17 protein-coding genes are annotated in these 16,654 nt (G+C 61.6%); 4 read left to right on the forward strand and 13 right to left on the reverse strand.

What is annotated here, in order from left to right; translation table 11 throughout:
- Positions 1–308: 308 nt before the first annotated feature.
- Positions 309–1,334 (forward strand): sugar-binding domain-containing protein, encoded by a 1,026-nt coding sequence (locus GGD57_RS21755; RefSeq protein WP_184472339.1) that lies wholly within the window; start codon positions 309–311, stop codon positions 1,332–1,334.
- 17 nt (positions 1,335–1,351) lie between these two features.
- On the opposite strand, the gene GGD57_RS21760 is transcribed toward GGD57_RS21755, so the two are convergent.
- Positions 1,352–2,224 (reverse strand): methylated-DNA--[protein]-cysteine S-methyltransferase, encoded by an 873-nt coding sequence (locus GGD57_RS21760; RefSeq protein WP_184472340.1) that lies wholly within the window; start codon positions 2,222–2,224, stop codon positions 1,352–1,354.
- Positions 2,225–2,294: 70 nt separating this feature from the next.
- Entirely contained in the window at positions 2,295–2,792 is a 498-nt protein-coding gene (locus GGD57_RS21765) for a DUF2244 domain-containing protein (RefSeq protein ID WP_184472380.1), read from the reverse strand.
- A 22-nt stretch (positions 2,793–2,814) separates the two neighbouring features.
- Here GGD57_RS21765 and nth point away from each other — a divergent pair, with 22 nt between their 5' ends.
- A complete protein-coding gene (gene nth / locus GGD57_RS21770) occupies positions 2,815–3,600 on the forward strand; it encodes an endonuclease III (RefSeq protein WP_184472341.1) in 786 nt (261 codons plus the stop codon).
- Here nth and GGD57_RS21775 read toward each other — a convergent pair.
- On the reverse strand, positions 3,565–4,143 hold the full coding sequence (locus GGD57_RS21775; protein WP_184472342.1) for a TetR/AcrR family transcriptional regulator: 579 nt from the start codon (positions 4,141–4,143) through the stop codon (positions 3,565–3,567). The two genes, nth and GGD57_RS21775, sit on opposite strands and share 36 nt — an antisense overlap.
- A gap of 83 nt (positions 4,144–4,226) precedes the next feature.
- On the opposite strand from GGD57_RS21775, the gene GGD57_RS21780 reads away from it, so the two are divergent.
- The gene (locus GGD57_RS21780) at positions 4,227–4,652 is read left to right on the forward strand and encodes a VOC family protein (protein ID WP_184472343.1); all 426 of its coding nucleotides are present in this window, start codon (positions 4,227–4,229) and stop codon (positions 4,650–4,652) included.
- Between the two features lie 3 nt (positions 4,653–4,655).
- On the opposite strand, the gene GGD57_RS21785 is transcribed toward GGD57_RS21780, so the two are convergent.
- Positions 4,656–5,369 (reverse strand): sulfate transporter family protein, encoded by a 714-nt coding sequence (locus tag GGD57_RS21785; RefSeq protein ID WP_184472344.1) that lies wholly within the window; start codon positions 5,367–5,369, stop codon positions 4,656–4,658.
- A gap of 234 nt (positions 5,370–5,603) precedes the next feature.
- On the opposite strand from GGD57_RS21785, the gene GGD57_RS21790 reads away from it, so the two are divergent.
- Positions 5,604–6,458 carry a MurR/RpiR family transcriptional regulator gene (locus GGD57_RS21790; RefSeq protein WP_085738453.1) on the forward strand — a complete coding sequence of 285 codons (855 nt, stop codon included), beginning with the start codon at positions 5,604–5,606 and terminating at the stop codon, positions 6,456–6,458.
- A 3-nt stretch (positions 6,459–6,461) separates the two neighbouring features.
- Here the strand turns inward: GGD57_RS21790 and GGD57_RS21795 are convergent, their stop codons facing one another.
- From GGD57_RS21795 to GGD57_RS21835, 9 genes are all read right to left on the reverse strand, one after another.
- Positions 6,462–8,045 (reverse strand): FGGY-family carbohydrate kinase, encoded by a 1,584-nt coding sequence (locus tag GGD57_RS21795; protein ID WP_184472345.1) that lies wholly within the window; start codon positions 8,043–8,045, stop codon positions 6,462–6,464.
- Positions 8,045–8,734 (reverse strand): HAD family hydrolase, encoded by a 690-nt coding sequence (locus GGD57_RS21800; protein WP_184472346.1) that lies wholly within the window; start codon positions 8,732–8,734, stop codon positions 8,045–8,047. Before GGD57_RS21800 ends, GGD57_RS21795 begins: the two co-directional genes overlap by 1 nt.
- Positions 8,735–8,831: 97 nt before the next feature.
- Positions 8,832–10,313 (reverse strand): mannitol dehydrogenase family protein, encoded by a 1,482-nt coding sequence (locus tag GGD57_RS21805; protein WP_184472347.1) that lies wholly within the window; start codon positions 10,311–10,313, stop codon positions 8,832–8,834.
- Between the two features lie 82 nt (positions 10,314–10,395).
- Positions 10,396–11,394, reverse strand: a complete 999-nt coding sequence (locus GGD57_RS21810; protein ID WP_184472348.1) for an ABC transporter ATP-binding protein — start codon at positions 11,392–11,394, stop codon at positions 10,396–10,398.
- Between the two features lie 17 nt (positions 11,395–11,411).
- Positions 11,412–12,242: a carbohydrate ABC transporter permease gene (locus GGD57_RS21815; protein WP_184472349.1), complete on the reverse strand. Its 831-nt coding sequence runs from the start codon at positions 12,240–12,242 to the stop codon at positions 11,412–11,414.
- Position 12,243: 1 nt separating this feature from the next.
- On the reverse strand, positions 12,244–13,116 hold the full coding sequence (locus GGD57_RS21820) for a carbohydrate ABC transporter permease (RefSeq protein ID WP_126907619.1): 873 nt from the start codon (positions 13,114–13,116) through the stop codon (positions 12,244–12,246).
- 137 nt (positions 13,117–13,253) lie between these two features.
- On the reverse strand, positions 13,254–14,564 hold the full coding sequence (locus GGD57_RS21825; RefSeq protein ID WP_184472350.1) for an ABC transporter substrate-binding protein: 1,311 nt from the start codon (positions 14,562–14,564) through the stop codon (positions 13,254–13,256).
- Between the two features lie 145 nt (positions 14,565–14,709).
- A complete protein-coding gene (locus tag GGD57_RS21830) occupies positions 14,710–15,663 on the reverse strand; it encodes a sugar-binding transcriptional regulator (protein ID WP_085738458.1) in 954 nt (317 codons plus the stop codon).
- A 162-nt stretch (positions 15,664–15,825) separates the two neighbouring features.
- Entirely contained in the window at positions 15,826–16,404 is a 579-nt protein-coding gene (locus GGD57_RS21835; RefSeq protein WP_184472381.1) for an exopolysaccharide biosynthesis protein, read from the reverse strand.
- Between the last annotated feature and the right edge of the window lie 250 nt (positions 16,405–16,654).

Consider the following 16,654-nt stretch of genomic DNA (forward strand, 5'->3'; position numbering starts at 1 on the left):
CGGCTGATTCATAAACGTAAAGGACAGTGGCGGTGTTCCCGCGGACAAACGCCCGCTCGAACGCAGGCAACGCCTGCGGCTGGAAGGCCGGTCGTGACTTTCGGCATGCCCGCACTATGTCCTCCTCGGACGGACAGAACGACTTCGTGTCGCCAGGACTATCGCCGTTCGTCTGAGGGAAAGTCAAGGACATTTGTGCATTTCAATTGACATAAGTGTCACACCCGTCATTATCCCCCTCAACAAACGCGCCGTGACAGCCGTTGATCCCAAAAGGGATTGAGGGCGGGAATTCGGCTGGAGGAAATGTGGTCAAACTCAAACGCGGCACGCACACGGCCTATTCCGAGGCATCCTCGCTGCGGCTGAGGGCGGCATGGCTCTATTACAATGAGGGACTGACCCAGAAGGACGTCGCCGAACAGCTCGGCATCAGCCGCACCACCGTCATCCGCCTGCTCGACGAGGCGATGAAACGCAGCGAAGTACAGATCTGGATCAACGATTCGATCGGCGACTGCGTCGAACTGGCGGTGAAGCTGGAGCGCGCCTACGGCCTCGACGAGGCGATCGTGGTGCCGGCATCGATCCATGGCGACGTCAATTCTCTGGCGAGGAATGTCGGCCTGGCGCTTGGCCAGTTCCTCTCCGAAGCCATCCCCGACGACTATACCATCGGCGTCGGCTGGGGTCGCACCATGACCGCCTCCCTGTCGAGCTTCCGGCCGCCGCGCCGCGCCAATTGCAAGGTCGTTTCGCTGCTCGGCGGCATCGTCGCCGTGCATCAGACGAACCCGATCGATTACACATGGCGGCTGGCCAATCAGCTCGGCGCCGAATGTTATATGTTCCTGGCGCCGCTTCTCGTCGATTCCATCGAGACCAAGCGCAATTTGATCGAAAAATGCGGGCTGGACACGATCTACCGTCTGGCCGAGAACCTCGATCTCGCCATCGTCAGCTGCGGCGATATCGGCCCGCATTCGACCTCGCTGTCGGAGGGCTGGATCTCGAAGGCCGAGCTGCAGCAGCTGATCGATGCCGGCTGCGTCTGCGATACGATGTTCAACTTTCTCGACAAGGACGGCAATTCGGTCGATCACTCGATCAATCGGCGCGTCATGTCCGTCGATCTCGATACGCTGAAGGAGGCCAAGCACATCGTGCTCTCCTCCGGCGGCGCCCATCGCGCCATCGCCATCCGCGCCACGATCAAGCGCATCGGCTGCAACACGCTGATCACCGATGAAAGCGCGGCCCGGGCATTGCTGGATTTGGCCGAAACATCGCCGCCGGCCTCTTCTCCCCAGCGGGGAGAAGTGCCGGAGCGATAAGCGACGGACGATGCCGCTCAGGCTTGCGCCGATTCCCAGCCGAGCATCGCCCGCTTGCGGGTGAGACCCCAATGGTAGCCGGTCAACGCACCGTTCTTGCCGAGCGCCCGGTGGCAGGGCACGACGAAAGAGATCGGATTTGCCCCAACTGCGGCCCCCACGGCGCGCTGCGCCGTCGGCCGGCCGATATCGTTGGCGATATCGGAATAGGTGACCGCCTTGCCGAACGGGATCTTCAGCAGGCTCTGCCAGACACGCACCTGGAAATCGGTGCCGATCAGCACGACGCGCAACGGCTGCTCGGAGGACCATCTGCCGGGTTCGAAGATGCGGGCGGCATAGGGAACCGTCGCCTGGAGGTCTTCGACATAACAGGCATTCGGCCAGCGGCAGGTCATATCCTCGAGGCAGGCGCGCTCGTCGCCGGAATCGCTGAAGGCAAGGCCGGCAAGACCGCGATCGGTCACCATGATTAGCGCCATGCCGAAGGGGCAGATATGGAAGCCGTAGCGGATGGTGAGGCCGCCGCCCTTGGCTTTCCATTCGCCGGGCGACATTGCCTCATGCGTGACGAAGAGATCGTGCAGTCGGCTCGGCCCGGAGAGGCCGACCTCGATCGACGTCTCGAGCAACGGCATGTCTTCCTTGCGCAGCAGCCGCTTGGCGTGGTCGAGCGTCACCGCCTGCAGGAAACCCTTGGGCGAGAGGCCCGCCCAGCGGGTGAAAGTTTTCTGCAGCTGCGTCGGCGACTGATTGAGCCGCGCGGCGATCGCTTCCAGCGAAGGCTGGTCGCGGTAATCCTCGGTGATGAGTTCGATGACCCGACGGACGATATCATAATCAGGGCCATCAGGCGTGATGTCTGTCTGCAGGTTCGCAATCATATCCATGGTCTTTCTCCTTGCCACAAGGAGATAATCAATAGGCTTGGGGTAAACCACCCGATTCTTGCGCAATGCGTCAGATACGCTGCTTGACCGTCGCAAGCGCTCCTTTGAAGGCCCTGGCGAAGCTTTCGCGATCGTCGGGATTGAGGAAAGAGCCGATGTCCGTGCGCCGGCCCTCGCCGAAAATATGCATGGAGAGGATGCCGATCTCCTGGTGCCGGCGAACGAGGAAACGCGCCCAGAACGGATTGAAATGATGCTCCACCATCCGTCCGGATGGCGCAAACTTGCGCACCGAAACATCCGTGCGCGACACCGTGACCTCCTCGCGCGCCCGTCCGGAACGGTAGCTCAGCCAGAAGGCGCCATAGAGAAGCAGGAAGTCCAGACCGAAGAAGAAACCGATCGGCCAGGCGCCTGTGGCGATGAAGAACATGCCGTAGAGGAAGCAGACGGAACCCGATAAGCCGAGCAGCACCTTGAAGCCCCGGCGGCCGAGCGACCGGTGGGGGAAAAGCGCGGCGGTGAAAACAGGTTGCTCGTTGAAGCGGTTGGCGTTGCTTTCCATCATAGCCGATGAGTATAGATTCCCCATGGCGAATCCGAAACTCAAATCCGTTGGCAAACCGTCGCAAAACTCGAATGTGATCGCCCGCAGCAAACCGGCGGCGGCGACGGTGAAGACCGCCTATTCGCCGGCCGAGCGCGAGGAGATCTTCCGCCGCTTCTCGGTGCAGCGGCCGGAACCGAAGGGCGAACTCGAGCATAGCAACCCCTTCACCCTCGTCGTCGCCGTCGCTCTGTCGGCGCAGGCGACCGATGTCGGCGTCAACAAGGCGACGCGCGCCCTTTTCAAGGTTGCCGATACGCCGGAAAAGATGCTGGAACTCGGCGAGGAGAAGGTTCGGGACTACATCAAAACGATCGGGCTTTATCGCAACAAGGCGAAAAACGTCATTGCACTGTCGCAGATGCTGGTCGACGAATTCGCCGGGAAGGTGCCGGAGACGCGCGACGAACTTGTGAGATTGCCGGGTGTCGGCCGCAAAACCGCCAATGTCGTGCTGTCCATGGCCTTCGGCCAGGCGACGATGGCCGTCGATACCCACATCTTCCGCATTGCCAACCGCATCCGGCTTGCGCCCGGCAAAACGCCCGACGAGGTCGAGGCGCGATTGATGAAGGTGATCCCGAAACACTATCTCTACCACGCCCATCACTGGCTGATCCTGCACGGGCGCTATACCTGCAAGGCACGCCGCCCGGAATGCGAACGCTGCGTCATCGCCGATATCTGCAAATCGCCGGAAAAGAGTTGGGATCTGGCGGCGCCGCTCGTCGAGCTACCGCCGCAGATGATCGGCGAGGCCGTCGAGTAAGGCTGTTATCGCCTGTTCGTAATCCCGCCTCTCTCCGCCGGCGTCGATCGCGATCGCCGCACGGTCGAAAGCCGCCGACAATAGCGATGTCAGCGGACCGAGCAGGGCTCCGGCCTGAGGCATGAGCGCTGCCAGTCCCGCACGTAAAGTCGCCTCCGCATTCTCGGCATCCATTGCCGCAGTCGCCGGCAAGCCAAGAACGGCAGGCGCTTCCATCAGCAACAGCCGCGTTCGCCCGGGCTGCGCCATTGCGCTGAAATAGGCCGAAGCGCCGGCGATCAGCGCAGCGCGCGGCCCTTCCCCGGGAGCCGAAGACGCCGCGATCGCCTCGGCCACCCCTTGCATCTCGCACTCGATGACCGCCCGGAAGAGCGCCTTCTTGTCCTCGAAATGGTGGTAGAGCGCACCACGCGTCACCCCTGCCGCCGTGACGATCTCCGGCGTTGCCGTGTCGGCATAACCTTTCTCGACGAAGATGCGCCGTCCGGCGTCGATCAGCGCCTGCCTTGTCTGTTCCGTTCTCTCGCGATTGCTGCGGCTCATGGGATCTATTTACATACAAACTGAATGTATGTTAATAGCTAAAAAACATACAGACTGTATGTAAATTGGAAAGGGAGCACGACATGAAATCGACCAGCTATTATCCGGTGATCATGACGGACGATGTTCCGGGCACTGCCGCCTTCTACAACAGCCACTTCGGCTTTCGAGCCCTCTTCGAAAACGACTGGTACGTTCACCTGCAATCGACAGAGACGGAGCATGTCGCGCTCGCCATCCTCGACGGCAGCCACGAGACCATTCCTGCCATAGCCCGCGGCAGGATCTCCGGCCTGCTGCTCAATTTCGAGGTCGAGAATGTCGACCATGTCTATGATGCCTGCCGGACCGCCGGTCTGCCGATTTTGCGGGAGATCCGCGATGAGGATTTCGGCCAGCGCCATTTCATCACAGCCGATCCGAACGGCGTGCTGATCGACATCATCAAGCCGATACCGCCGAGCGCGGAATTCGCAGCGATGTACGACGCCTCCGCCCTGCCCGGCTGAGCCTCAGGCGCGCACGCCGGTTTCGCGGGCGGAAATCAGCTTGTGGAGATGCACCATCATGCCGGCGGCAAACAGCGGCGTGAGAAGATTAACGAACGGGATCGCCAGAAACAGCGCAATCACCAGCCCGCCAAGAAAGACGGTGGAGGCGTGTTTGGCGCGGAAGAGCCGCGCCTCCTCCGGCGGGCGGAAGCGCATGGCGGCGAATTCGAAAAATTCACGTCCGAGCAGATAGCCGTTCACCAGAAAGAACGCGATCAGATTGACGCCGGGGATGAACAGCAGCAGCAAAGCGACGATATTGCCGAGGATCACCACGCCGAGGAACTTGATCGAACTGGCCATCGCCGGCCCGATCGGCATGGCAGTGCCCGGCGCATCCGCGGGATAGTCGCGTTTTTCGATGACGTCGGCGACATCGTCGAGAAACAGGCCGGCGATCAGCGCCGTCACCGGCGAAAGCAGCAGCGCCAGCATCAGCGCGAGGCCGATGCCGGCGAGAATGGCAAAAACCAGAGCGAGCCACCCCGCCCAATCCGGCATGTCGGGAAAGAAGCTCGCGAGCCAGGGAAAGAGGAAAGCCATGAAGGCCCCACGCAGCGCAAACCACAGACCGACCAGCACGAGGACTGTCAGGCCGAGCACCTTCCAGAAGACTGCGCGTGTTTCCGGCGCGAACAAATTGGCGAGCGAAAGTCGAGCGGCGTCAAGGATCATGTCTCATGCGTCTCCGGTTGCGCGGAAGATGTAGGAAAGATGGAGACTACCCACAAGAGAGAATAAAATTGCATGTGGTAATAGAAAACTTGTCGAAAATTAAATGCTAATATAGTATTGTCGCGTATCAAATATGCATGAGCCTGAGAAGCAGCTTCCGAAATAGTTGCAAAGACGAGGGGTCGCAACAGCGCGTCCACGGAACGCCTCTGAGGAAAAACGGGGGAGGCTGATGTGGAAGATTTTGTGCAAAAGCTCAGGCAATACGTAAAAACCGGCACGCCGGCCGAACGCCGTATCGCGAAATATTTTACCGAACATTTGAATGACCTGCCATTCGAGACAGCGGCGTCCGTCGCCGACCGGCTGGATTTGTCGCCGATGACCGTCGGGCGCTTCCTGCGCGCGCTCGGCTATCAGGGATTGGACAGTGTCAAAGTGGAAATTCGCGAGACGGTGACGACATCGCCGGCGCAATTGCAAAGCGCCATGAGCGAGCTGCATCAGGACGCCGCGGAGGGCAAACCGCTTGCCGTTCTGGTTGCCGAACAGATCCAGGCGCTCCACCATATCTATCATCTGACGGCGCAGCCGCACTGGTCGGAAGCCGTCAGCCTGATCAGCACGGCCCGCGAAGTGTCGATCGCCACGCATGCCCGGCTTGCCAGCCTTGCTCATCATTTCTGCCAGCGGCTGACGCAAGCCCGTGACGGCGTGCGCACGCTCGACGGCGCCGACAACCGTTTTGCCGAACTCTTCGCCCGGCTGGCGGTCGACGACGCGTTGCTCGTCATCATCGATTGTCGCCGCTTCGCCAAGGCGCGCCTGCTTGCCCGAACCGCACGGCGCTACGGCTATAAGGTCGTGCTCATTTCACCGCAGCAAGCAGATTGGATGGCCGACCAGTCGAATGTCATGCTGCCCCTGCCGCCGGCGCGCGCGCCCGATCTCGACAATCTTCCGCCGCTGATCGCGCTGCTCGATTGCCTGTCGGAATCCGTCATCCTCGAAGTCGGAGAAGAGGCAGGACTTCGCCGTCGCCGCATGATGGAATTCGCGACCGTCCTCGGCGAGACGGCCAATCACTGAAAACTACGCCATCGCCTCCAGCTCGGCGCGGTGCCGGTGCATGGCGAGGAGACGCCGGTAGTCGCGGTCGTAGAGCGCCTGCTTCGCCGTGTCGGGAAGCCGTTCCTCACCGCCGGGATACATCGCCTCGCCGGCGGCGGCCAAATCCCTGTGCAGGCCGCAGGCGACGGATGCGGCAATGGCCGTGCCGAGCAGCACCGCCTCGTTCATCTTCGGCACCACGACCTTGCAGCCGGTTGCGTCGCTATAAAGCTCCATCAGCACAGGGTTTTTCACATGCCCGCCGGCAATATGCAGCGTATCGGGCACGTAGCCGTATTCCTTCATTTTCTCCAGGATGTGGCGGATGCCGAGCGCGATCGCCACCGCCGTGCGCCAATAGAGCGCGCAAAGCCCATCGAAGGAAGCATCGAGCGTCAGCCCGCTGACGACGCCGACGGCATGCGGATCGGCAAGCGGCGAGCGGTTGCCGTGAAAATCCGGCAGCACGAAAATCCGCGAGCCGAAGGCATCGCCCTCCTCGGCCCGCAATTCGGCGATGCGTGCGACGATCTTTTGATGCAGCGCCGAGGTCGGCTCGTCGCCGGCCGCATGCATGCGCACGATGTGATCGAGCAGCGCACCCGTTGCCGATTGCCCGGCCTCAACAAGCCAGCATTGCGGGAAGACCGCCTCATAATAGGGGCCCCACATGCCGTGGCTCGGCTTGCGCTCCTGCGAAAAGGCGACGATGCAGCTCGACGTGCCGGCGATCAGCGCCAGCTGGTGTTCGCGTTTGACAGGATCGGCGGCATAACCGCCGAGTGAGCCGAGCGCCCCCGCATAGGCGTCGATCATCCCGGCTGAGACATGGCAGTCCGTGGTCAAGCCGAGGGCTTGCGCCGCATCCGCTGTCAACTGGCCGACACTGTCTCCGACAGCGATCGTCTCATCCGGCAGGTGGCCGCGCGCCTGAAGGTCTTCGAGGCCGATCCGCTCCAGGAAATCCTGCTGCCAACCCTTTTCGAGATGGGCGAGATAGTTCCATTTCGCCGTCAGCGTGCAGCGCGAACGGGCAAGCGACCCGGTCGATTTCCAGGTCATGAAGTCGGCGAGATCGAAGAAATAACCGGCCTTTTCCCATGTCGCGGGCAGCTTTTTCTTCAGCCACATCAGCTTCGGCATTTCCATCTCGGGCGACATCACGTGCCCGGAATGTTCGAGCACCCGATGCTCGGTCGCCGTACAGAAATCGGCTTCCTTCAGCGCCCGGTGATCGAGCCAGACGATCGTGTCGAAGCGTATCTCACCACCTCTGGAAACGCTGATCTGCCGACCCTCGACGTCGCGCACGACGAGCGAGCAGGTGGCGTCGAAGCCGATCGCGCCGACCGAGGCGGGATCAACGCCGGATTGCTCCATCGCCCTGCGCACCGCCGTACAGGCGGCAGCCCAGATGTCTTCGGAATCGTGCTCGGCATGGTTTTCACGGGGCCGGTTCATCACGATCGGATGTTCGGCCTTGGCGAGCAGGCGACCACGCGCATCGAAGACCCCGGCACGCGCACTGCCCGTGCCGATATCCACCGCAACCACATGATCACGCATCAAATCTTGGTCCCATCCAGTCTATGGTCGCGGACAAGGTGTATCAAATCCGGCATGACGTCAAACACCACATCAGGCGAAAGGCGGTCGAGTTCGGCGCGATATCCGGCGAAGTTGGCGTGCGATCCGCCGGTGAAGGCAAAGACCGTCATGCCGGCCGCCTTGGCGGCGGCAATGCCGGCCGGGCTGTCCTCGACGACGAGGCAATGAGCCGGCTCGACCTGCATTTCGCGCGCGGCATGCAGGAAGAGATCGGGCGCCGGCTTGCCGCGCTTGACCATCGTCGCGCTGAAGATGTCGGGCAGCTTGTCGATAAGTCCGGTCACCGACAGCGACAGCCGGATTCGCTCCATCTGGCTGGACGAGGCGACGCAGCAGCGAACGCCAAGCCCGTCAATCGTCGCGGCGATACCGTCGATCGGCTTCAGTTCCGTGCGAAAACGGGCGTAGAGATCGGTGCGGATGCGCTCGAGGAATTCCTCGCCGGCGTGGACGTTGAATTCGGTTTCCAGCGTATCGATGAGGGTCGAGAGGCTGCGGCCGAGAAACCGTTCATAGGCCTGGTCCTCGGTGATCGAGACGCCGAGATCGTTCATCGCTTCGACGAGCACGCTGATCGAGATCGGCTCGCTGTCGACGAGCACGCCGTCGCAATCGAAAATGACCAGCCGTGTTTCAGCATCAGCCATGAAAGACCCAACCTGAGTTCAATTCGGACGCAGCGCCATCCCGCTTGCCTCGCAAGGCTGGACGGATGACGGCAGGCAATGCCGCCATCCGGTCTCCTTACACTGCGAGCTTGCCGTCGAGATAGAGTTGCAGGGTTTCCCGCGTGCCCTTTTCCCACAGGGTTTTGAGGGCATGGGCAAAACGCTTGCGGAAAAGTTCGGATTTCGCCACCTCGCCGAAAATATCGTCGAAGGCGAGGAAGGCCGACGGATCGTCCTTTGCCTTCAGCGCCGCCGCATGCAGGCGATCGGCGCTGGCGTCGTTGAAGACGATATCCTTGCCGCTATCGGTCTTGCCGGCGAAATAGCGGCACCACAGCGCCGAGACCAGCGCCAGGCCGACGACATCCTTGCCCTGGCGGAGATTGTCGAGCGTCGACGGCAGGATGAACTTCGGCTGGCGGTTCGAACCGTCCTGCGCCAGACGCGGAATGGTGTCGGCAATTTTCGGATTGAGCAGGCGATGTTCGATCAGCGCGAAATATTCCGTCAGCGACGTGTTCGGCACCGGCGGCACGATCGGGATGATCTCGTCTTTCTCGAGCTTGGCGAGGAAGGCACGGATGAGCGGGTCTTCCATGGAATCATGAACGAAATGAATGTCCATCAGCGCCGCCGGATAGGCGATCGCCGCATGACCGCCGTTGAGGATGCGGATCTTCATGTGCTCGTAGGGCGTGACGTCGGGCACGAAGGTCACGCCGACCTTTTCCAGCGCCGGCCGGCCGGCGGTGAACTTGTCTTCGAGCACCCACTGCTTGAATTCCTCGCAATAAACAGGCCAGTTATCTTCGATCTCGAAATTGTCCTTGAGGAAATCGATCTCGCGCTGGCCGGTCGCCGGCGTGATGCGGTCGACCATGGCATTCGGGAAGGCGACGTTTTCCCGGATCCAGTCGGCAAAACCGGGATCTGAAAGGGCCGCCGTGCCGACCACCGCATTGGCAGTGACGATGCCGTTATGGGGAATATTGTCGCAGGACATGACGGTGAAGGGGCCGACGCCCCTCGCCTTGCGGACCTTCAGGCCGGCAACGATCAGTCCGAAGACCGTCTGCGGCGCGTCGGGGCTCTTCCCGTCGGCGGCAATCGCCGGATGGGCCGGATTGAAGGTGCCCGAGGCATCGATGAAATAACCGCCCTCGGTGATCGTCAGCGAGACGATGCGGATCTCGGGATCGGCGAGCCTGGCGATGATCGCGGCGGGATCTCCGACCGGCAGGATGTCGATCATCGGCGCGGTGACGCGCGCCGCCGTCTTGTTGTTGTCCTGCTCGACCACCGTCGTCAGAAAATCCTGGGCCGCAAGCTTTTCGCGCATGGCGGCATCCGACGGCAGCACGCCGGCGCCGACGATTGCCCAGTCGTGATCCGTGCCCGCATTGAAGAGATCGTCGAGATAGATCGCCTGGTGGGCGCGGTGGAAATTGCCGACGCCGAAATGCACGATGCCGGCTGTCAGCGACGCCCGGTCATATCCGGGGATGGCGGCAGTGCGCGCTGCGTCCGAAAGCGTTGCCAGCGATAGTTTGCACGTCATGTTTCAGTCCTCTTGAAGGTCTTGCCGAGACGGCCGGGCGCCATCGCCCGGCTCGCATCTGCCCCCAGCCCGGTGGCCTGTCTCAGATGGCAAGACCGCCCTCGTTGAATTTGTGGATGCGCGAACGGTCCGGCGTCAGGTAGACGATATCGCCCGCCTTGGCGGCAAAATCGCCGCTGCCGCGTGCCGTCACCATGCCGATATCCTCCGCATCGATATGCAGGAAAGTGTCGGAACCGAGATGCTCGGCGACCACGACCCTGCCCTTCAAGTCACCGCTCTCCGTCGACAGCAGCATATGTTCGGGACGGATGCCGATCGTATGGGCGCCGAGCTGAGCCGCGTTCTGGCCCTTGATGAAATTCATCTTCGGCGAGCCGATGAAGCCAGCGACGAAGAGGTTGCGCGGACGGCTGTAAAGCTCGAGCGGTGAGCCGACCTGCTCGATATTGCCCCTGTTCAGCACGACGATCTTGTCGGCCATGGTCATCGCCTCGACCTGGTCGTGGGTGACATAGACCATCGTCGTCTTCAGCTGCTGATGCAGCTCGCTGATTTCGAGACGCATATTGACGCGCAGCGCGGCATCGAGGTTCGACAGCGGCTCGTCGAAGAGGAAAGCCGAAGGCTGGCGCACGATGGCGCGGCCGATCGCGACACGCTGGCGCTGACCGCCGGAAAGCTGGCGCGGCTTGCGCTCCAGATAATCGGTGAGGTTCAGCACGCGGGCGGCATCCGTCACCTTGCGGTCGATTTCCGCCTTGTCGACACCCGCCATCTTCAGCGGGAAGGCGATGTTGTTGCGCACGCTCATATGCGGGTAGAGCGCATAGGACTGGAACACCATGGCAAGGCCGCGCTCCGACGGCGCTTTTTCGGTGGCGTCCCTGCCGTCGATGACGATCTTGCCGCCGGAGACGTCCTCGAGCCCGGCGATCAGCCTGAGCAGCGTGGACTTGCCGCAGCCCGACGGGCCGACGAAGACGACGAACTCGCCGTCCTTGATGTCGAGATCGATCGAAGGGATGACCTTGGCTTCGCCGAAGACCTTGGAAACCTTCTGAAGGGTAATGCTGCCCATGTTTGTCTCCCTTTATCTTATTTCACAGCGCCGAAGGTCAGGCCGCGGACAAGTTGTTTCTGGCTGAACCAGCCGAGGATCAGGATCGGCGCGATCGCCATGGTCGAGGCCGCCGAGAGCTTGGCATAGAACAGGCCCTCCGGGCTGGAATAAGAGGCGATGAAGGCCGTCAGCGGCGCCGCCTTGGAGGCGGTGAGGTTGAGCGTCCAGAAAGCCTCGTTCCAGGCAAGGATGATGTTCAGAAGCAGCGTCGAGGCAATGCCCGGCACCGCCATCGGCGTCAGCACGTAAACGATTTCCTTCATCAGCGACGCCCCGTCCATACGGGCCGCCTCGAGGATCTCGCCGGGGATTTCCTTGAAATAGGTGTAGAGCATCCAGACGATGATCGGCAGGTTGATCAGCGTCAGCACGATCACCAGGCCGATGCGCGTGTCGAGCAGACCAGAATTGCGGAACATCAGATAGATCGGGATCAGCGCGCCGACTGGCGGCATCATCTTGGTCGACAGCATCCACATCAGCACGTCCTTGGTCCGCTTGGTCGGCGCAAACGCCATCGCCCAGGCGGCCGGGATCGCGATGATCAGGCCGATCAGCGTCGAGCCGAAGGAAATGATCACCGAGTTCATGAAGTGGCTGAGATAATTCGACCGGCTCTGCACCTCCGCGTAATTTTCCGTCGTCCAATGGAAGAACAGGAACTGCGGCGGCGAGGCGATGGCGTCGGCTTCCGACTTGAAACTGGTCAGGAAGGTCCAGAGGATCGGGAAGAAGATCAGGATGCCAAGCGTCCAGGCGATCGCGGTGACGATGAGCTTGCGCCGGGTTGTGACTTTTCTGGCCATCTCAAGCCTCCAGATTCTTGCCGACGAGGCGCACGAGGAAGATCGCAACGATATTGGCGAGTACGACCGCGACGATGCCGCCGGCCGAAGCGCCGCCGATATCGAATTGCAGCAGTGCCTGGGCATAGACGAGATAGGTGAGGTTGGTGCTGTCGGTGCCCGGCCCGCCATTGGTGGTGACCAGGATTTCGGCGAAAACCGAAAGCAGGAAGATCGTCTGGATCAGGATCACCACGGTGATGGCACGCGCCATGTGCGGCAGGATGATATAGATGAATCTCGAGATCGGCCCGGCGCCGTCCATTTCGGAGGCCTCCTTCTGCTCCTCGTCGAGCGACTGCAGCGCCGTCAGCATGATAAGGGTGGCAAAGGGCAGCCACTGCCAGGCGACGATGAGAATGACGGAAAACAGCGGCGCATTCGCAAGCCAGTCAATCGGCTGCAGGCCGAGCGCCTTTGCGAGATGCGCAAACAGGCCGTTGACCGGGTTCATGAACATGTTCTTCCAGACGAGGGCTGCCACCGTCGGCATGACGAAGAAAGGCGCGATCACCAGGATGCGCACGATGCCCTGGCCGTACATCGGCTGGTCGAGCAGCAGCGCGAAGGCGATGCCGCCGATGACGGTGATCAGCAACACGCCGGCGACGAGCAGCAGTGTATTGATCAGCGCCGCGAAGAAGGCCGGATCGGACAGGAAATATTCGTAGTTCAGGAAACCGACGAAGCTCTCCATGCCGGGGCTGAGCAGATTGTAATTCAGCAGTGAGAAATAGATCGTCATCGCAAGCGGAACGATCATCCACGCAAAGAGCAACAGCACGGAGGGTGCAATCATCATGCGTGCTGCGGAGCGGGTGTGTAAGGTCGCCATGGCAATCACCGATCTGATCTGACGCGGGGAGCGGTCGCAGGAAAGCTTTGTCTGAAAAAGAGGCCGCCGATGCAGTTCGGCGATCGGCGGCCGGGAGGGGCGGATTGTCAAGGATCCGCCCCTCGGCTCGGGAGGTGCTATTTGATGTAGCCGGCTTTGGTCATTTCGCGAGTTGCCAGCTGCTGTGCGCTCTGCAGGGCCTGGTCGACCGAAATCTGGCCGGCAAGGGCTGCCGAGAACTGCTGGCCCACCGCCGTGCCGATGCCCTGGAATTCCGGGATCGCCACGAACTGGACGCCGACATAGGGGACCGGCTTGACGGTCGGCTTGCTCGGATCAGCCGAGTTGATCGAGTCGAGCGTCGTCTTGGCGAAGGGAGCCGCCTTCTGATACTCCGCATTCGCATAGAGCGAGCTGCGGGTTCCGGGAGGTGCATTCAGCCAGCCTTCCTTCTCGGCAACGAGGTTGGTGTAGTCCTTGCTCGTGGCCCAGGCGACGAACTTCTCGGCCGCTTCGACCTTCTGCGAGCCTGCCGGAATGGCGAGGCTCCAGGCCCAGAGCCAGTTGCCGCGCTTGCCGAGGCCCTTGTCCGGGGCGAGCGCGAAGCCGACCTTGTCGGCGACCTGCGACTGCTTCGGGTCGGAGACGAAGGAAGCGGCAACCGTTGCGTCGATCCACATGCCGCACTTGCCGGTCTGGAAGAGCGCCAGATTTTCGTTGAAGCCGTTGGAGGAAGCGCCCGGAGGGCCGGCTTCCTTCATCAGGTTGACGTAGAAGTTCAGCGTGTCCTTCCACTCGGGCTGATCGAACTGCGGCTTCCACTTCTCATCGAACCAGCGCGCGCCGAAGGAGTTCGACATGGCCGTCAGGAAGGCCATGTTTTCGCCCCAGCCGGCCTTGCCGCGCAGGCAGATGCCGTAGATTTCCTTGTCCTTGTTGGTGACCTTCTTCGCAGCGTCTGCGATGAAGTCCCAGGTCGGCGCGTCGGGCATCTTCAGCCCGGCGGCATCGAACAGGTCCTTGCGGTACATGACCATGGAGCTTTCGCCGTAGAACGGCGCCGCATAGAGCTTGCCATCCGTGGTCAGGCCGCTGCGGATTGCCGGCAGCAGGTCATCGACGTCGTAATTGGCGCCGAGATTGTCGAGCGGCAGCAGCCAGCCCTGCTTTGCCCAGATCGGAACTTCATAGGTGCCGATCGTCAGAACGTCGTACTGGCCGCCCTTGGTCGCGATGTCGGTCGTGACCTTCTGGCGCAGCACGTTCTCTTCGAGGGTGACCCATTCAAGGTCGATGCCGGGGTTCTTCGCCTTGAAATCATCCGTCAGCTTCTGCATCCGGATCATGTCGCCGTTGTTCACGGTTGCGATTGTCAGCGTCTCGGCCGAAGCCATGCCGGCAAACGCCAGCGCTGAGCAGGCGCCCAGCAGAAAAGTTCTCAATGTCATATCTTCCTCCCAGAAGATGGGGTGTGAGCATTCGCTTCGCTCATGGGCAATTACTCACCAGACGGCAAAAAATGTCAATCGGCAATCGTTGCTGCAACGCCGAAGGCCGGATCTATATTATTGATTTAAAATATAAATTTTTTGCTCAATTCCTGAGCAAAAACTCAGCCGTATCTTCGTCGGTGATCAGTCCGTTGATTTGATGACCGACAACGGCTGCCCTGATCGCCTTGAACTTGCGCTTGCCCTTGGCCAGCCCGATGACCATCGACGCATCGCGCGACGGGATCGGCGCCGATGCGACGCGCTCGTTGATCGGGTTGTCGAGCAACCTGCCGTCGACATCGAAGATCCAGCCGCAGATCTCGCCGACGGCGCCCCCACGCATCAGCCCCATCATCTCGTCCTTCTCGAGAAAGCCGTCGACGCAGAGCGGACCGTCGATGCCGAGCTCGCCGATACCGACGAAGGTGACGTCGGCCTGGGCGCTGATGTCGAGCGTTGAGCGCACGAGTTGCTGGCCGTGCAGCAGCTCCCGCTCCTCGGCCGAGGTGACGAGCACCGGCAGCGGCATCGGAAAATGCCGCGCCTTCACCGCATCCGCCATGCTGAAGATGACGTTGTAATAGGCCGCCGATCCGTCTGGCGCGATATTGCCGGTCAGCGAAACGATGCGGTGGTTGGGACATTCGATCGCCGGCAGCTGGTCGACGGCCGCCTTCAGCGTGCGGCCGGTGCCGACCGCAAGCACGATCGGCTCCGCCCGCTTCAGCCAGCGCTCGATTTCGGCCGCCGCCGCCTCGGCGATTCCGACGGTGGTCGACGAGGAAGCCGGATCGCTCGGCACCACCTCGACATGTTTCAACCCGAACTTTCGCCGCAACTGATCGGCGAGTTCAAGACAGGCAGCGATCGGATGGTCGAGCCGCACCTTGATCAGACGTTCGGCCACAGCAAGCGACACCAGCCGCTGCGCCGATTGCCGCGAGATTCCCATCGAGGCGGCAATTTCGTCCTGGGTGCGCCCGGCGACGTAATAAAGCCAGCCGGCCCGCGCCGCATCGTCGAGCCGTGCAGGAGTCTCGGATCTTTTTGCCATTGAATGCCTACCGCGCAAAGTGAGCCGGCTTGCCGCCGCCGACCATGATGTGAATCTATCGCACCAGATCAAAACAAAATTCCGGCAAATGTCGAGCCCGTTGAAAAGGCCGCCGCCAAATAACCCTGGCCGCCAGGCCAACCCCGCTCAGGCAAATCCCATTCAGGCTAACCATTGCATGACGAGATAGACGCCGGCCTTCACCAGACCGTAGATCACGCCCCCGGCGATGACCAGCGACACCGCCGTCATCACGAAACCGCCGAGCGCAAAGAGCCCGTCACGGCCCATGATACCGAAGGCAAAGACCGAAATGGTGATCGCCGGCAGAATGTTGCCGAGCGGAACCGGCAGCACCAGCACGATCGACAGCAGCAGGCAGGCGAGACCGGCCAGATATTCCGCCGGCGGCTCGGCGAAGATCGCAAGCCTCGGCTTGAGCATGCGCTCCGCCCAGGCGAGCCAGCGATGGATGCGCCCGACGATCGTCTCGAAATCCTCCCGCCGCATCGACCGGTCGGCGATCGCCCTCGGCAGCCAGGGTTTCAGACCGAAGGTCAATTGGACTGCCAGGAACACCAGCGGGGCGCCGAGCAGGGCCGAGGTGCCCGGCGGCGTGGGGAAGGCGTTCGGCAGCGCGAAAATCAGCATCAACGCGCTGATCGCCCTGTCGCCCATGGTTTGGAACAAATCGCCGATGGAAATCCGCTCCCGGCTCCGATCGGCGGCCATCTGCCGCAGGATGGATGAAAGGCGGCGGCCTTTGGGACGTGGTCTTCGGCTTCTGCGTCTGTCGGTATCGGCGTTTTCGATTGTCATGGATCCGGGAAATGATGGAAGTGTAGAGCCGAATTCTGGCGGCGCAATATGCCAATTGAATGACTTGCGGGGTGAGAAATTTCGGCCCCGCCGGGCAGAGGGGCGATACACGGCACAACCCTGAACCCGACGCCAAATGAAAAGCTTGTAATTCCGACCCAACAGTGCGAGC

The organism is Rhizobium esperanzae (genome assembly GCF_014197615.1).
GTDB lineage: Bacteria > Pseudomonadota > Alphaproteobacteria > Rhizobiales > Rhizobiaceae > Rhizobium > Rhizobium esperanzae_A.

Coding starts and splice junctions, on each gene's coding strand:
- GGD57_RS21800 (WP_184472346.1), bottom strand. CDS start 8,734: ATGGCTGATGCTGAAACACGGCTGGTCATTTTCGATTGCGACGGCGTG.
- GGD57_RS21760 (WP_184472340.1), bottom strand. CDS start 2,224: ATGGATATGATTGCGAACCTGCAGACAGACATCACGCCTGATGGCCCT.
- GGD57_RS21775 (WP_184472342.1), bottom strand. CDS start 4,143: ATGAGCCGCAGCAATCGCGAGAGAACGGAACAGACAAGGCAGGCGCTG.
- nth (WP_184472341.1), top strand. CDS start 2,815: ATGGCGAATCCGAAACTCAAATCCGTTGGCAAACCGTCGCAAAACTCG.
- GGD57_RS21765 (WP_184472380.1), bottom strand. CDS start 2,792: ATGATGGAAAGCAACGCCAACCGCTTCAACGAGCAACCTGTTTTCACC.
- GGD57_RS21825 (WP_184472350.1), bottom strand. CDS start 14,564: ATGACATTGAGAACTTTTCTGCTGGGCGCCTGCTCAGCGCTGGCGTTT.
- GGD57_RS21810 (WP_184472348.1), bottom strand. CDS start 11,394: ATGGGCAGCATTACCCTTCAGAAGGTTTCCAAGGTCTTCGGCGAAGCC.
- GGD57_RS21815 (WP_184472349.1), bottom strand. CDS start 12,242: ATGGCCAGAAAAGTCACAACCCGGCGCAAGCTCATCGTCACCGCGATC.
- GGD57_RS21820 (WP_126907619.1), bottom strand. CDS start 13,116: ATGGCGACCTTACACACCCGCTCCGCAGCACGCATGATGATTGCACCC.
- GGD57_RS21795 (WP_184472345.1), bottom strand. CDS start 8,045: ATGCGTGATCATGTGGTTGCGGTGGATATCGGCACGGGCAGTGCGCGT.
- GGD57_RS21780 (WP_184472343.1), top strand. CDS start 4,227: ATGAAATCGACCAGCTATTATCCGGTGATCATGACGGACGATGTTCCG.
- GGD57_RS21830 (WP_085738458.1), bottom strand. CDS start 15,663: ATGGCAAAAAGATCCGAGACTCCTGCACGGCTCGACGATGCGGCGCGG.
- GGD57_RS21805 (WP_184472347.1), bottom strand. CDS start 10,313: ATGACGTGCAAACTATCGCTGGCAACGCTTTCGGACGCAGCGCGCACT.
- GGD57_RS21785 (WP_184472344.1), bottom strand. CDS start 5,369: ATGATCCTTGACGCCGCTCGACTTTCGCTCGCCAATTTGTTCGCGCCG.